We start from the raw sequence: 15,832 nt of genomic DNA on the forward strand, positions 1-15,832 counted from the left end.
TGCCCTTACAGAAAGGCCGAAATGGATTGTCTTACTGCCCCGTAGCCCCTGATATTCAAATGCAATCCGTCTGTTGTAAAGCTTTCGTCCAGCTTGCCGTTCTCATCAATGAGCTGAGGGAATACAGCAATATAAGTGAGCTGCTTGCGCGCGCAAATGTCTTTAATACGTTCGTTTAACGCTATAATTTTATCGTTGCTTCTGGCCTCAATGCCGAAAGGAGCAGCCGCTGCCTGCTCATTTACCGGATAAACAGACTCTATCAGCAGCTCAGCCTGCGGCAGCTTCTTTTGTATTTCCTCGCAAATTTTCTCGATTCGAATTGCGATAGAATCAGGGTCGGCGCCTTTCCCCATATCATTGGTGCCGATCATCAGAAATACTTTGCGCGGCTCCAAATCATATAACATAACCTGCAGATGCTTCAGCAGCTCCGAGGCCGTAAACCCTGCAATGCCCCGATTGTAGATCATATCCTTGCTTTGCAGCATTTCGGATAACGGAAAATGCTCGGTAATCGAATCCCCGATAAATACGATGCCTTGTTTGCTTGCATCCGCATTTAAACTTCTAAATGCCTCAAGGCGCTGCTGCTTGCTTTTTTCCAGCATCTTATCGCTAATTGTCAGCAGCAGCTGCCGGACCTCCGTACTCAATTGATCGAACATTTCACAGGTTCCTCCCTTTCACCAGCATGACGCATTCAAGCCAGCTGCTCTTTATATTGATCAAGCAGCTTTGTAAACGGGGTTATACTTTCCTCAAGTCCTCCGCTGCGATTACGCGCAAGCCATAGCCGCTGGAATTCGGCAAGGGCTGCTTCCAAATCGTTATGCAGCTTTGTCAGCCATGCCTTTTCCTCTGCTTCATTATGCAGATCCTGACGGTGAATGTAGCGGTGCAGACCGCCCCCTTGTTCAATGAACAGAAGGGTATTGGCGAGCTCGTCCTTCAGAAGCACAGCATCCTCGCTCTCAAGCTGAAGCGCATTCAGCTCTTCCCTGCGTTGAGACAGCCAATTCGACAGCTCTGCAAAGCGGTAATCATGCTCCATCGGTGTCCCGCTTCCGCCAAACTGCTGTTGAACTTGTACGGTCACAGCCAGCGTCTGATCCAGCTGTTCCTTTGCCATAAGCCCTTTGGTAAGCAAAAGATTGGTGTACGTCATATTCTCCGCCGTGCTTCTCTCCAGCAGGTGATAACGGCCCATCTCCAGCAGCAAGGCCGCGGCTTTGCCGCTTCTATCCCTCAGCATATGACGGGATACATAGTATTCAAGCGGCTCCAGCGCTTTCAGATTATGGTCAGTCTGCCAGGCTGCTCCGGCAGCATAGGCGTAAGCCGGATAGCTTATCGCCGCAACCTGCCAATGTCCGCCATCTCCCCAATCACAAACAATTAATCCGCCAGCTCCGTACTTATTACCGTTTATTGCAGCATCGGCAATATTGGCCAGCATATTAGCCGTACGTCCGCTTAGCGATGACCATGAGCTTGTACCGGGACAAACATAATAAGACACGCCGCTTTTTTGCAGCTGTTGGCATACTGGCTCGAACGGGATATCCGGTTCATAATTCCAATGAAGCACAGTCAAATCACTCGGCAGCTGATCTGCAAGCTCCGGGTAGTGGGTCAGCACGTCCCCCCACATCAACGGCGATTTGCCTTGCTCACGGACAATTTCAATCATTTTTAGCGCATAATCAAGATACAGCTGTCCAACTCCAATTTCATCGGCCCGTTCCTTGCTCTCTCCCGTCCCGAGACCAAACGGCTCATCCAGATTAATATTGGCGTACGGCGAGGAGAAATTCGGCAGCAGCTCCTCGAACAAATCTCTAGCCAGCGAGACGCTGCGCTCGTCCGCGGGATTAAGCGTTAACGGAGGAGCTATAATCGAAAGCGGCTCCGGCAGAGGCAGCGGCCAGCCGTCCGGATGATCCGCTAAATGTCTAAGCTCCGGCTTAGACAGCCATTTCCCCATATGTCCCAAGCAATTTTGGTTGGGTACAAGATCAATAAAGCGTGAAGCTGCGTAGGCGTCCAGCTCCCGGTATTCTTCAGCCGTAATAGGCGTTGCATCCGGAAACAGCTCCGCATATTTGCGGTAGTCAAAAGCAAAGCCCTCCATGTACAGCTGCAAATGATTGAATTTCAAACCGGACAAATGATCAATCAACGTCCGCAGCGATATCAGGGTTGGAATTTTGCATCGGCCGATATCGAGCATAACGCCGCGAACAGGAAGCTGCGGCTCGTCCTCCACAGTGAAATGTCCCCACTGCGCAGCTCCCTTCATTCCTGCAAAAATCTGCGATGCAGTCAGCAAGGCATAATGCAGGCCTTGCGCCGTAGCCGCTGCCAGTTGCAGTCCATCCTCATTCCATGTCAATTCATAGCCTTGCGGATGAAGATTCTTTTTCACGATGATGCTGGCAGACACTGCAGCGAGATGAGGAGCAGAGACGGATTCCCCTCTCGGCAGATCAGCAAGACGCTCGTTCGCATGTGCTGCCTTCGCCATTCGCTCGGCCGCTTCATCTCCGGTACGCAATTGGAAATACGCCGCTGCAGCCGAGCTTCCATTTAGCGCCGCATAGCGGCGGGGCTGCGGATAAATATATACAGGTGTAGACATACTCATCATCTCCTTCATCAACTATGGTGTACGCTTTCCGTGCTATCCCTTTACAGCGCCAATTGTCATCCCTTTGACGAAATAACGCTGGAAAAACGGATAGGCAACCAGAATCGGAATGACGCCAATGACGGCAATTGCCATCCGGAAGGTTTCGCTTGGCAGTGAAGCCAAAGCCTGACTGCTGCTGGTGCCGCTGTTGCTCGTTAAGAACTGAATGTCATTCATAATCCGGTTCAATATATTTTGCAAGCTGAACAAGTTCGGTGAAGTGACAAATACCAAGCCGTTGTTCCAGTCATTCCAATATGCCAGCCCTTGGAACATGCCTACTGTCGCCATAACCGGCATGGAAAGCGGCAATACGATGCGCCAGTAGATTTTGAATTCACCTGCGCCGTCAATGCTTGCCGATTCAATCAAAGCGGGCGGAATTGTTGTTTTGAAAAACGTCCGCATCAGCAAGACATTAAATCCGTTCATAAGCAGCCAAGGAATAAGCAAGGCCAGAAAGCTGTTTTTCAAATCAATCACTTGCGTATAGACCATATACGTTGGAACAAGTCCGCCATTGAACAGCAGTGTAAAAAAGACGATAAACGAAAGCGTCTGGCCGCCCGGCAAATCTTTACGGGAAAGCGGATAGGCAAGCAAGGAGGTAATAATCAGACTTGCTGCCGTTCCAATGACTGTTACGAGAACGGTTATCCCATATGCCCGAAAAATTTGGTCGGATTGACTCCACAAATAGCTGTAGGCTTCAAAGCTGAATTTCTCCGGGAAAAAGGAGTAGCCGTTCGTAATAATGCTAGTCTCATCTGTAATCGAAGCCATGAACAGCAAAATGAAAGGCAGTATACAGAGCAATGCAAGTACGATCATGATAAGATGAGCCATCCATTGCCAAATTTTATCTTCTCTATCCATGTTCAAGCCTCCTAAAACAATGCGTTTTCCTTGTTGATTTTACGTACGATAAAGTTGGAAATGAGCACGAGCAAAAATCCGACTACAGATTGATACAAGCCTGCTGCCGATGACATGCCAATGTCGCCAAGCTGCATGAGACCGCGGAAAACGTAGGTATCGATTACGTTTGTCGTCTCGAATAATGCACCAGAGTTCATCGGAACCTGATAGAACAGTCCAAAATCCGAGTAGAAGATTCGTCCGATAGCAAGGAGCATCAGCATCACTATGACTGGAGAAATCGTCGGTATCGTAATGCTGAAAATTTGTCTCAGCTTCGAAGCGCCGTCAATTCGTGCTGCCTCATAATACTCTGGATCAATACCGATAATGGCTGCCAAAAACACGATGCAGTTGTAGCCTACACCTTTCCAAAGGTGTACAAAAACGAGGATATAAGGCCAATATTTCGACTCTGTATACCATGAGACCGGTTCAATGCCAAACGCAGGCAGTATCGTATTATTCACAAAGCCTGTGCTTGGGCTCAGAAAGGAGTAGACCAAGTAGCTGACAATGATAATGGAGATTAAGAACGGCAGGATGATGACGCTTTGATAAAAACGGGATGCCAGCTTGTTCTTAATTTCATTAAGCAAAATGGCAACGATAATGGCCAGCCCTAAACCAAGCACGATAAAAACAGCGTTGTAGAGCAGCGTATTTCTAGTAATAACAAAAGCATCATTGGTTTGAAATAAATATTGGAAATTGGATAATCCGGCCCAGTCACTGCCCCAAATCCCTTTGCTGTAGTCAATGTTTTTGAACGCAATAGTAAGCCCGAACAGCGGCAAGTAATTGTTCAGTAACAAATACGCCAAGCCTGGAATCAGCATCACGTATAACGGCAAATACTTTCGGATGCCCGATCTTTTTTTGCTTTGCACGGTTGTAGCCACCGTATTCTCCCCCTTAATTGGCAAGCAATCGCCTGTATGTATTAGTAATTTTATCGAAGAGCGCTGAGGCCCACTACTGCTGGGGCGACTTATAGCTTGCACTTTGCCGACTATCCTTGTCTCCGCAATGGCTGCCGGATGAATCCCCGGCTTGCGAGCAATAAAAAAAGGCCGCCTCATCAGATAAAAATCTGAAAGACAGCCTTTTAAGGATCTCATACTATTGTTCAGGGCTATGCTTATTTGGAAGCGCTGCTTCCTGCCCAATCATCCAATTGCTTTTGCTTTTCAGCAATAATTTTATCGATACCTGCCGATTTGAGCTTTGCAATGAAGTCAGGCAGCACTTTCGCAGGATCTACCGTTCCCGATTCCAGAGCAATTCTGTACTGTGTAACTACGTTAGACACAGCCGCATACTCCGTCTTCACAGGCGTTGGGTCAAAGGTAAAGCCCATTGCCTTGGAATGGCGCGCATTTTGGTTGAACTCAGCCGTCTTCTTCCAAATGTCCGGGTCATTCTCCTCCATGGTGTAGGACAGGAATTGATTGCCGAACAAATAGCCAAGCGGCATACTGTAAGTGGTTGTTTTGGCATTAACATTATCAGGGAAACGAATAACGCCTTCTTTTCCTTCAACCTTCACATAATGCTTGCCCTCAATACCCCAATCGAACAGGTTGACAATATCTTTATCCGTGTACATTAAATTTAGAAACTTCATAGCTGCTTCGGCATTTTTCGAAATGGAAGGAATGCCCCACATGACATTGGATACCGTTCCTGAACGGGCAATGATGTCGGTAAGCTCCTTGCCGACGAGTTCGATACCCGCAGCCTTTGTCTCCTGCTCAACGATGCCTGGTTTGAAGGCAGCTAGAAACGCAAACCCAGTATTGGACTTCAGTCTGTCCCAAGATGTCGCATTGGATGTAGCCGCATCCTTCGCAATATAGCCTTTCGTATACCAGCCTCTTGCCAGATTCAGTAGGTTTTTATATTCATCCGTTTCATACAGATTGACAACCTTAAGGTTGTTGTCATAGCCAGGCAATACACCTAAATTATCGCCTAGCGAATCCCAAGTCATGTGGGCGTCAACAAATGAGTTGCCGCTGGCAGCCGAGACAAACGGCTCAATGCCTTCGCCTTCTTTAATTTTTTTGAATACGCTGTCCAAATCTTCGAGCTTATTAATCGCATTCAAATCGATGTTGTATTTATCAACGAGATCTTTGCGCATAATAACGCCATAATTGGCCGCCAGGTCACGAATGGTTGGCACCCCGTAGGTTGCCCCTTTAATCATTGGAACCTTAATATAATCCGAACCAACCGCTTCTTTAATTCCGCTGCCGTACTTATCCAATAACTCATCCAGCTTCGTCAGCTGATTTTTCGAAACCATGCCAGGATACAGATTGCCGTTGACGAACATCAGATCAATCGTTTCGCTGCCAGTAAACATCAAATTGATCTGCTGTCTCCATTCACCGGAGCTAATCGCCTTTAAGTGTACCTTTGTATTTATTTTAGCTTGGGTAATCTCATTAATACTAGCTTCAATAGCCGGCATTTCGTTGAGAATGGTGCTGATCATCGGGAAAGCAATCGTAATTTCATCCATTTTTTCAGCTGCACCCTCTGGTGCCGGCTTCTCTCCCTTTGATTCCTTGCCGCCGCAAGCCGCCAATATTAACATCATACAAAGCAGCCAGACCGATGCCGAAAGCCATTTTCTGTTCATTTGTTCTACCCGCCTTTATCTTTATTTTTGTTCCTGTCCATATTATAAGCGCTTACCTCCCGTCCCCCACTGCTCTTTACAAGACTTCTGGCTGTCACTTTTACGACTTTCTCTGTCATTCTTGACCCTTTTGCCGATATTCCAGCGGCCCTAAAGTCATATACTTTTTGAAAATACGTGAAAAATGCGAAAAGTTGGAGTATCCAATCCGGCTGGCAATCATACTGATGGGCATCTCTGTATTTACAAGCAAGTTTGCGGCAAGGCTTAGACGCTGCTGGAGCAAATAATCCGAAATAGACTGGCCTGTCTCTTTCTTGAATATACGGGTTAAATAATCGGGGTTAAGAAAGACATGTGCCGCGATATCCTCTCTGGAAATGTCCTCCTCCAGCCTATCCATAATATAAGCCTTTGCCTTCTCTACTACATTAGGCGATTGCTCCAGCGAAGCTACATAATCCATCGATTTGTTGACGGCATGCCTGATCCAGGCTGTGGTATGCTGTGCAGACCGCTGGGCTTTGACATACAATTCAGATGACTCGCTGTCACCCAGCAGCTGATGCGCCTGTATGCCTTTAACCTGAAGCACATAATGAATCATTTGCTGGAAGTTGTGTACAAATGAGCGCAGCAGCTCCGAGGTCAGCTCACCGCTTGTGACAAGCTCATTAATATAATCAAGCGCAGTTCGCATCACCTCATGACGCGCTCCCTCCTTCAGCATCAGCGCCCACATCCCCATATCGGGCAAAGCACGCGCAGTGCTGCCTGCCGTCAACTGCTCTTGCGGAATAAATACATGATTGTCATAGGATACGTTAACTTGATCCTTCTCAACTAAATTCCTGTACATACCCGCCAGCTTATAGCCGTATACAGGCTCGCCAATGTAGCATACAACGTCGCAATAGAAATAATGGGGACATGCCTGAATATACCGCTCACAGGATTCCTTCAGCACCTGCATATCTATGCCTGCTGACAAATCACCATTCAGGACAGCCAGCATCGATTCTTCACCGGTAGTAAACACAAACCCGCTCTCATACTTTTCCAGAATGAGCTCCTCCGCTGATTTCAGCAAAGCAGTCTCCAATATTTTTTTGTCGCGCAATGAAAACTCCTGATGCCATCTGCGAATGCGAATGTGAATCGGAAGCAGGAGCAGCTCGTTGGAATAGGGTATATTGCGCTCCTCTGCTGCAATTCGGATGGCATCCGGATTGGATGGAATCTCATGCGTTATAATGTCCTTCCAGAATCGCTCGATATGGATAGCTTGATGCTTGACCCAAAACTTGCCGTATTGGCTGAATTTACTCATCGTACTGTCTTCTTCTATTTTGCGGAGCGCTTTCTGCAGAGAGGCTTCCAAATCCGCATAATGCACCGGCTTCAGCAGATAATCCAGGCTCCCAAGAGCGATAGCCTGCTTCGCATATTGAAAATCGGCATGGCAGGTCAAAAAGATAGTTACGGTATTCGGATGCGCTTCCCTCACCCATTCAAGCAGCTGCAGCCCCGTCTCTTTCGGCATTTCGATATCGCATAACATTACATCAATCTGCTTTTGCTCAAAAATAGCTTTGGCTTGTTCCGAACTTGACGCAGTCGAGACTTGACTAATACCGATATCTGCCCATTTCATGCCGGATAAAAGTCCCTCTATTGCGATTGGCTCGTCATCTACGATTAACAAATGACTCATGCTTGCTCCCCCTTTATTGTGTACGCAATGGAACATAAATTTCTGTAACAGCACCTTGCGGATCATCGTTATAGCACTCTATCCAGGCTTTGTCGCCATATTGAAGGCGCAGCCTCTCCCGAACATTCCATAACCCGATATGCTCCCCGTCATCATCAACTGTTACGTTTCCTGAGCGAAAAGCCTGCAAAGACTCCTCGGAGTACCCTGCACCGTTATCGCGTATGGACAAACAAACCATAGGCTCCTCCGCCAAATCATCAAGTGTGGCCTCAATAACAAGCAGCGTCTGTCCCTCAGCCCGCACCGCATGCTTCATCGTATTTTCTACAATGGTCTGCAGCATTAACGGAGGAATATGGGTCGTTCCCAAATATTCAGGAACGTCGATTTCATATGCCAGCCGATCTGACAGTCTCATCTGCTGAATACGCAAATAATTAATCGCATGCTGCAGCTCCTCCTTAAGCAGTACAAGCGACCGCTGGCTTTGGAACATATAGCGGAAATATTGAGAAAGCAGCATGATCATTTCTTGAATGAGCCCGTACTGCTTCATTTGGGCTAAATGGAATAAGATATTAAGCGCGTTCATGAAAAAGTGCGGGTTGATTTGCAGCTGCAAATGCTTCAATTCTGCGCGTTGCTTGCTTAGCTGCTCCTCGTAGACATGAATCTTCAGCTCTGCAATTTGCGATAACATCCGGTTGAAGGTGCGGTATAGAAGCAAAAACTCATCGGAGGAAGAAACCTCTTTAATCTGCACGTTAAAATTCCCTTGCCCGATAAGCCGCATCGTCTCCGCCAGCTTAACCAGCGGGTACATAAGGACACGGCGGAGCAGCCAAAAGCTGATCGGGAGCATAAGCAGAGCAAGCAGGATGACCAGTATAGTTGCCCAGGTGAGATAAGGTAAATTTTCTAGAATAGATTTATTAAGAGTGGCAGCAACAAGACTAAAGGGTCCTCTCGCCGACTTCTCTCCGACAATCAAATAAGACTCATTTTTCCCTGACAAATAGTATTTGGCAAAGCTCCGGGTAAAATCAATCGTTTCATCCGCTAGAGGCTGGGTACTATACATTAAAGCGCCATTTGCATCTACCATCAGCATATTGCTGGATGTGCCCGACTTCGCATTGCGAAGCGGTTCAACCAGCGCGCCAGCAGGAACCCATGCGCCTACATAGAGATCGCCTTCGCCATAAATTTGCAAGAGGCTGCTCTTCCCTTCGACTGAAACAACCTGCCACTTTCCGTCGGATGAAGCTGTCTGACCAGCCATCTCGACGATCTTTCGCTTAATGACTGTATTTAGCTTCAAGACGTCGGAGTAGCTGATCGTATTGCGGTAAGGCTCTACGATGTCGTCACGGGAAATGGAGTAGATAAATAATCCTTCAACATAGGGATAAATGACCATGTCGGAATTGAACTTCCGGTATATGCTGCTTTTGGTCAATATATAATCATCCTCCGGCAAATGCCCGCTTATGGCTTGCACGTTCAAATCAGCCATTCTCACTCCGATCAAATAACGTTCAATCTCTGAAAGCTTGGCATCGATTTGTTTCATGTGAATTTGAATAAGGTTTTCATTAGAATTGGCTACTTGATTGTGTACGACCCTTATGCTGTATTGATTGTTATAGATTAATAAGGCAATAAGCGGAAGTGTAATCGCAAGCAGGCCAAGCACAAGCTTCACACGAATCGAATTCCAAGGTATAGACTGCAGCCGCTTCAACATAAAGGCACTCCTGTCCAATTCATCTATTTTGCTTTAGCTGCCCTGTAGTCATTTTTTGCAGCTTTTAAGGAACCCATTCGAGAATCTCCTGACAAACACGGGATTTGTTCGTTACGAACCTGCTTCCTCCCCGCACGGCTCCTTTGACTTCGGTAATTGTACAACCAGATCCTCATCCTTGGCTATAGAGATCGTTTAATGACTATGATTCATGCCGGACGGCCAGGCGGCTCTCTGACGCTAGCGGTCATGACTGCTGATTGCCTATAAATGTCACGAAATCCTCACACTGGATGATTAATTTTTGTTTTATTTTTACATACAGATTAAACAAGCGCTTTGTCGGCTTCCTATCCTGCTTCGTTAAAGGATGCATGGCTTAAACAGTTTTTAATTTGAGAGGAGTTCAATCATGCTGCGGACAAATGAAGCTTCACAGCCTGAAATTTTTACCAAAGCTTTTACACAAAACCCCTATCCCGCCTATGAAAAGCTGAGAGAGCAAAATCCTATTTTTAAAGTAATGTTTCCTAACGGTGAATTCGGCTGGATGATTACGCGATATGAGGATGCAGTGGAAGTGTTGAAGGACAATCGCTTTAGTAAGGATATCGTTCAGCTGTTCGGTCCCGATGAACAGAACATTTTTGTGCATAACATGCTGTTTGCAGATCCGCCCGATCATCGCCGGCTGCGCGGACTCGTTCAGAAGGCTTTTACCCCCCGGATGATTGAAGGCATGAGAAGCCACATCCAGCAAATTGCCGACGATCTTCTGGATAATCTTAAATCCCCGGACAAGATGAATCTGATAGATGAGTTTGCCTTCCCGCTGCCGATTATTGTCATCAGCGAGATTCTCGGTGTGCCGGTTGAGGATCAGGATAAATTCCGGGTCTGGTCCAACACCATCATCGATGCGACCAGCGATGAGTCTGCTGAAGTATTCGAGCAGCATATGCAAGAGTTCACGGATTACTTGAATGCCTGGTTTGCCAAAACACGCGAAGAACCGGGCGATGATCTGATCAGCCAGCTCGTTATAGCCGAGGAAGCCGGGGAACAGCTAACCGGTGAGGAGCTGCTTAGTGTTGTCGCGCTGCTCATTATTGCCGGACACGAAACAACCGTTAACCTGATCGGCAACGGCGTACTTGCCCTGCTGGAGAATCCGGAACAACGCGACCTGCTCATCCGGCAGCCCGAGTTCATTCATAAAGCTGTTGAAGAGATGCTGCGTTACAATGGACCGGTTGAATTCAGCACATCACGCTGGGCAGCAGAAGATATGGACTTTCATGGACATCACATAGCCAGAGGTGAGCTAGTTGTCGTTGCGCTGGATTCAGCCAACCGGGATTCACAGAAATTCAAGGATGCAGATGTATTTGACATTACCCGCGAGAAGAGTCCGCATCTGGCTTTTGGCACCGGCATACACCTTTGCCTGGGAGCCCCTCTCGCGCGGCTTGAAGGCGAGATTGCAATCACGACGCTGCTTCGCCGCTTTCCGGATATGCAGCTCCAAGAGGATGTCAGTGAACTGGAATGGCGGCCTGGCATGATTGTTCGGGGGCTTAAGGAGATTCCTGTTAAGCTTAAATAATCCTGCTTGCTTAGAGTCGTAAAAGCGAGGATTGTAAAAAAAACAGGCTGCCGGGATTATCCCGGCAGCCTGGCACCAGACTACTCCCCTTCTTGCTTCGCATAAAGCGAAGCTTCGGCAACCTGAGCCAATTCCTCTGATTTGGAACTAATCTCCTGGATCGTAGCTGCAAACTCCTGAATAGCTCCCGACTGGCTGTCAGTCAGCTTGTTAATATCGGCAAAAGCATGATTCAGCCGCAGCAACAGGTCTTGAATATTGCTGGTAATGCCGTTGATCTGGTCCGCATTTTCTTTCGAGCTTGTGGCCAGCTTGCGGATTTCATCGGCCACAACGGAGAAGCCTCTCCCCACTTCCCCCGCTCTTGCTGCTTCAATCGCAGCATTAAGTCCCAGTAAGTTGCTCTGATCCGAGATTTGCTTTACGACAGCCGATATCTGGTCAATCTCCTGCGCGCTCGTGCTGACGTCCTTCATTTGATTCGATACATCATTCACACGGGAAGTAAGATGCGTAACAGACTGACTGATCCCTTCAATGGACGCGGTTGTCTGTTCTACAATAGCGGAGAAGCTCTCGGCCATCTCAAACAGCTTATTCGCTTTCTCGAGACTTGTCCCCATGCCGACGCCGCCAATCACTCTGCCCTGCTCATCATGCAGCGGAATGGCACGGGCTGCGAGCGGAAAGCCAAACAATTCTTTTGGCACGACAGCCGACAGCACCGTATTATTTTTAATCGCATCGTTCACAATATCCCCTTCTCTTAGCGGGTCCCCCGGACTGACATTCAGCGAGAATGTCCGGCCTGGAATGTTGACGATCAGCTTCTCCGTGTCATAAATGCCGATTGTCATATCATCATTCGTAAGATTTCTCAGCAGCGGAGCCACCTTTACAAAAGCTTCAATCAACTCATGCGGCGCTTGCACTTCGTTCCCGTTACTCATCCTTTAGCCTCCAGCTCTTATGCTCTCTTATATCCCGCCCAATAAGTTGGTTGATCAACCAGGGGGTTCTTTCTATTTATCAATACCAATAAATCCCTATCTATACGATTTATTTATCGGTAAAATACGATTAATAGTTAAGTTGGGCTGTTTAAGAGGAAAATTGCTGGAAATAGTCGAATATCTAACCGCTATTGCCAGCAATACGCTGCCAGCAGCAGGATTGCCTATAGAAAAAGGAGATAAATGCGTGACGAAAATATTGGTAGTGGAAGATGAGAAACCAATCAATGACCTGATCACAATGAATCTGAAGCTTGTCGGGCATGAATATGTCAAAGCTTACAATGGTGCAGAAGTGCTGCCCTTGCTGGAGCAGGAGAAGATCGATCTCATTCTGCTCGATGTGATGCTCCCGGAGCTGGACGGCTTTGAACTGATGAAGCGTATTCGCGGCATGAACATTCCTGTAATTTTTATTACGGCAAAGGATTCACTAGCCGACCGGATTACGGGCTTTGAGCTTGGCGCGGAGGATTACTTGATCAAGCCCTTTGAAATATTGGAGCTGCTTGCCCGCATTAATGTTGTATTGCGCCGCAATGTGAAGGAAGAGTCGGGGTTTGTTTTGGACGGCGCCCAGATCAGGCTGGCCCAGCGTCAAGTCTATAGGGACAACAGCATTGTTGAATTAACGGCGCAGGAATTCGAGCTGCTGGAGGTATTGATTCAGAACCGGAATATTGCGCTGTCGCGGGAGAAGCTGCTGGAGCTCGCATGGGGCTTCGAATATGAAGGCGAAACCCGAACGGTAGACGTACATATCCGCCAGCTGCGCAAGAAGCTTGGCTGGGAAGAAAGGATCAAAACGGTGTACAAGCTCGGCTACCGTCTTGAGGTGGCCGCCGATGAGATTCTGGCATAAGACGCTGCTTGCCGTATTGGCGCTGTTCATCATCGCTCTAGACGTTAGCGTCATTATCATTATGAATAAAAGCTGGCAGCTTCATATGGAGCGCGAGATACAGCGGGCAGCAAGCGAGCAGGCACTGATCGCCAACAACATTTATGAGAATCTGATCTCTATCCAGTCGCGGGGGATGGCGGTTAATGATACGGTTCTGACTGACGTTGCACGATCCTATGCTAACTATTACCGGAAGCAGAAAATTTCGCTGCAGCTGTGGAACGGGAACCAGCTCGTATACGAAGATGGCCAAAAGCCGGACGATCCGGCAGCCCCGGCGAACAACTTAACACACGAGCAAAATGCCCATGATATCGTATCAGCCAGCGAGCTGCCTGCTCCCTTCGAGCATCTCCGGTTCGTATACCGGAGAAATATAGATGAGCTGTACGCAAGCCAGGCTGAGCTTAACCGCTATTTTGTCTATGTCAATTTTATAACCGGCCCAATCCTCGCGATTATACTCTATGTTCTCATCCGGCAGTTAACTAAGCCTCTGCGCCTCTTATCGGCCACGACGCAAACGATAGCAGAAGGAAACTACAGCGAACGCGTGCAATTGAAGAACCGTGATGAATTCGGGGAGCTTGCCCAAAACTTCAATCAAATGGCGAAAGCGGTAGACCGCCATGTCACCGAGCTGTCTGCAATGGCGGAGGATAAGCAGCGGATTGTCGATAATCTTGCTCATGAATTGCGAACCCCATTAACGAGCATGCAGGGCTTTGCGCAATATTTGAATGCTGCCAATATTAGCGAGGAGGAGCGCATTACGGCCAGCGGATACATCTGGAGCGAGACGCTGCGATTGAAAAGCTTAGTCTTCAAGCTGCTGGATCTCTCGATATTGCGCCGCGAGTCGGTGGAACGCGTCCGTGTGCCGGTAGATCAGTTGTTTGAATCCGTGCGGCAGCTGGAGCAGAAGCAGCTCGAGGAAGCAGGACTTACACTTGTTATCGAAAGCAGCATTAAGCACGTATCGGGCGATCCCGATCTGCTCGCTTCTTTCCTCGTCAATTGTGTCGATAACGCCATTCATGCTTCTGCCCCCCGCTCCGAAATCCGGATGCTTGCCTATCAAGAAGGCGCCGCTGCCGTCCTTGAAGTTCGAGACTTCGGAAAAGGGATGAGCCCCAGACAAGTCCAGCAGGCGTTCGAGCCTTTCTACCGGGCCGATAATGCCCGCTCCAGATCGCATGGCGGAGCAGGACTGGGCTTATCGATCTGCAGACAGATCGCGGAGGCGCATCAGGCAGAGCTATCGCTTGAATCGGAGGAGAAGCGCGGAACAAGCATCCGAATCTTTTTACAACTCCATAACAACTAGGCCCTAACTTAATAACATCTCTGGTTTAAAGTAGGGGCATGGGCCAGTCCTCATCCTAATATTCATGGAGGTTGTCATATGAAGAGAAAGCGTATTCCCGCCACCCTGACGGTTTTTGCCGTTTCTGCCGGATTGCTGACACTGAGCGCAATTGCTGTCCCGCGCCTAGGTGCCACTACCCAGGTGAACGCCTTGAGCTCGCCGCAGGCTTACCAGAGCAACAAGCTAATCGATTTACCGGAAACTGCATTTGTAAGCAGCAGGGTTCCTTTGTTGAAGGTGGAGGGCAAGACCCCTTCTTCTACTGTAGAGGATTATTTGTCGGAGAGCATGACGGAAGCGGAACTCCAGCAAATCTATGATTACCTGGATCATATCAAGGGCGAGAGCGAACTCGGTACCCGGAAAATGAGCGAGCAGGAAAACAAGCGCTTGGCAGCATTAAATGCACAGTACATGTACGATGGCGTTCGTCCGCAAAAGAAGCTGCCGTTGAAGGCGGGAGAAGCCAGCTTCTATCTTGACTTGAAGAACGACAAGTTTGTCTATCCCAAACGGGAGCTGACCAATGAAGAGCTGCTGCAATATATTGACTGGCATGCCCGTGTTAATTACGCCGGAGCCAAGCGCTATCAGGCTCCGCAGCCGGATGCCAAGGATATCAGTAAAGAAGCGGCTGCGCAAAAGGCGATTCAAAGCGTCAAGAAGCTGTTTGATGTCGATGTATCCAAGCTCCAAATGAGCGTCGCCTACAACAAGTTTGGCCCCGCACAAAAAGGCCAGTGGAATGTCCACTTTCAGCCCTATCAGATGGAGAAACTGCTGACTGACGGGAAAGCTTTCATGATGTACGACGTGTACATTGATTCCATGAGCGGACAAGTCGTTGATACGACCGTGACCGACTCTGCTTATAAGCGGACGCCAATTACAGAGGCAATTGCGAAAAAGATTCAGCAGGATGCAAGCTGGGTGACAGCGGCGAAAGATATTGTAGTCAAAAAACAAGGTGAAAAACGGGCTATTAAAAAATCCTCAATCGTAAAAGCGGATCAATATAACAAGCGTGGTACAGTTGCGATCTCTCTTGAGCTGGAGGATGGGAGCTCCTACCTTGCCGAGCTGCGCTATCCGGAGCAGATTTTACGGTGCCTGATCTATGAACCGGCGGTCAGTACAAAGAAATAACAGCTTAGGTGCAGATATTAAAAAGACTGTAATGACCCGGTTATGGACATTACAGTCTTTCTTGTTATAA

General features: G+C 48.0%; 12 protein-coding genes. 4 read left to right on the plus strand and 8 right to left on the minus strand.

Annotated elements, in window-relative coordinates:
- Positions 1–5: 5 nt before the first annotated feature.
- The 7 genes from ACFVVF_RS10180 to ACFVVF_RS10210 form a co-directional block, all read right to left on the minus strand.
- Positions 6–668, minus strand: a complete 663-nt coding sequence (locus ACFVVF_RS10180) for an SGNH/GDSL hydrolase family protein (protein ID WP_387807954.1) — start codon at positions 666–668, stop codon at positions 6–8.
- A gap of 35 nt (positions 669–703) precedes the next feature.
- Positions 704–2,641 (minus strand): beta-N-acetylhexosaminidase, encoded by a 1,938-nt coding sequence (locus ACFVVF_RS10185; protein ID WP_387807957.1) that lies wholly within the window; start codon positions 2,639–2,641, stop codon positions 704–706.
- A 42-nt stretch (positions 2,642–2,683) separates the two neighbouring features.
- On the minus strand, positions 2,684–3,568 hold the full coding sequence (locus ACFVVF_RS10190) for a carbohydrate ABC transporter permease (protein WP_387807960.1): 885 nt from the start codon (positions 3,566–3,568) through the stop codon (positions 2,684–2,686).
- Positions 3,569–3,579: 11 nt separating this feature from the next.
- Positions 3,580–4,449 carry an ABC transporter permease gene (locus tag ACFVVF_RS10195; protein WP_387808988.1) on the minus strand — a complete coding sequence of 290 codons (870 nt, stop codon included), beginning with the start codon at positions 4,447–4,449 and terminating at the stop codon, positions 3,580–3,582.
- A 302-nt stretch (positions 4,450–4,751) separates the two neighbouring features.
- Entirely contained in the window at positions 4,752–6,260 is a 1,509-nt protein-coding gene (locus ACFVVF_RS10200; RefSeq protein ID WP_387807963.1) for an ABC transporter substrate-binding protein, read from the minus strand.
- 115 nt (positions 6,261–6,375) lie between these two features.
- Positions 6,376–8,040, minus strand: a complete 1,665-nt coding sequence (locus ACFVVF_RS10205) for a response regulator transcription factor (RefSeq protein ID WP_387807966.1) — start codon at positions 8,038–8,040, stop codon at positions 6,376–6,378.
- Positions 7,988–9,724 (minus strand): sensor histidine kinase, encoded by a 1,737-nt coding sequence (locus ACFVVF_RS10210; RefSeq protein ID WP_387807968.1) that lies wholly within the window; start codon positions 9,722–9,724, stop codon positions 7,988–7,990. The genes ACFVVF_RS10205 and ACFVVF_RS10210 overlap by 53 nt, the downstream gene beginning before the upstream one ends.
- Before the next feature lie 415 nt (positions 9,725–10,139).
- On the opposite strand from ACFVVF_RS10210, the gene ACFVVF_RS10215 reads away from it, so the two are divergent.
- Positions 10,140–11,330 carry a cytochrome P450 family protein gene (locus ACFVVF_RS10215; protein ID WP_387808990.1) on the plus strand — a complete coding sequence of 397 codons (1,191 nt, stop codon included), beginning with the start codon at positions 10,140–10,142 and terminating at the stop codon, positions 11,328–11,330.
- An 80-nt stretch (positions 11,331–11,410) separates the two neighbouring features.
- Here the strand turns inward: ACFVVF_RS10215 and ACFVVF_RS10220 are convergent, their stop codons facing one another.
- Positions 11,411–12,280: a methyl-accepting chemotaxis protein gene (locus ACFVVF_RS10220; protein WP_387807970.1), complete on the minus strand. Its 870-nt coding sequence runs from the start codon at positions 12,278–12,280 to the stop codon at positions 11,411–11,413.
- Positions 12,281–12,530: 250 nt separating this feature from the next.
- Here ACFVVF_RS10220 and ACFVVF_RS10225 point away from each other — a divergent pair, with 250 nt between their 5' ends.
- From ACFVVF_RS10225 to ACFVVF_RS10235, 3 genes are all read left to right on the plus strand, one after another.
- Positions 12,531–13,205: a response regulator transcription factor gene (locus tag ACFVVF_RS10225; protein ID WP_387807973.1), complete on the plus strand. Its 675-nt coding sequence runs from the start codon at positions 12,531–12,533 to the stop codon at positions 13,203–13,205.
- Positions 13,189–14,574, plus strand: coding sequence for a sensor histidine kinase (locus ACFVVF_RS10230; protein WP_387807975.1), 1,386 nt, complete (start codon positions 13,189–13,191; stop codon positions 14,572–14,574). The genes ACFVVF_RS10225 and ACFVVF_RS10230 overlap by 17 nt, the downstream gene beginning before the upstream one ends.
- A gap of 78 nt (positions 14,575–14,652) precedes the next feature.
- A complete protein-coding gene (locus ACFVVF_RS10235; protein ID WP_387807978.1) occupies positions 14,653–15,762 on the plus strand; it encodes a hypothetical protein in 1,110 nt (369 codons plus the stop codon).
- The last annotated feature ends 70 nt before the right edge of the window (positions 15,763–15,832 follow it).

This window comes from Paenibacillus sp. NPDC058174 (genome assembly GCF_042883865.1).
Taxonomy (GTDB): Bacteria; Bacillota; Bacilli; order Paenibacillales; family Paenibacillaceae; genus Pristimantibacillus.

Bases quoted from the DNA above. Each gene is read 5' to 3' on its own strand.
- ACFVVF_RS10185 (WP_387807957.1), bottom strand. From the start codon at position 2,641: ATGTCTACACCTGTATATATTTATCCGCAGCCCCGCCGCTATGCGGCG.
- ACFVVF_RS10210 (WP_387807968.1), bottom strand. From the start codon at position 9,724: ATGTTGAAGCGGCTGCAGTCTATACCTTGGAATTCGATTCGTGTGAAG.
- ACFVVF_RS10180 (WP_387807954.1), bottom strand. From the start codon at position 668: ATGTTCGATCAATTGAGTACGGAGGTCCGGCAGCTGCTGCTGACAATT.
- ACFVVF_RS10230 (WP_387807975.1), top strand. From the start codon at position 13,189: ATGAGATTCTGGCATAAGACGCTGCTTGCCGTATTGGCGCTGTTCATC.
- ACFVVF_RS10200 (WP_387807963.1), bottom strand. From the start codon at position 6,260: ATGAACAGAAAATGGCTTTCGGCATCGGTCTGGCTGCTTTGTATGATG.
- ACFVVF_RS10235 (WP_387807978.1), top strand. From the start codon at position 14,653: ATGAAGAGAAAGCGTATTCCCGCCACCCTGACGGTTTTTGCCGTTTCT.
- ACFVVF_RS10205 (WP_387807966.1), bottom strand. From the start codon at position 8,040: ATGATCCGCAAGGTGCTGTTACAGAAATTTATGTTCCATTGCGTACAC.
- ACFVVF_RS10190 (WP_387807960.1), bottom strand. From the start codon at position 3,568: ATGGATAGAGAAGATAAAATTTGGCAATGGATGGCTCATCTTATCATG.
- ACFVVF_RS10220 (WP_387807970.1), bottom strand. From the start codon at position 12,280: ATGAGTAACGGGAACGAAGTGCAAGCGCCGCATGAGTTGATTGAAGCT.
- ACFVVF_RS10195 (WP_387808988.1), bottom strand. From the start codon at position 4,449: ATGCTGATTCCAGGCTTGGCGTATTTGTTACTGAACAATTACTTGCCG.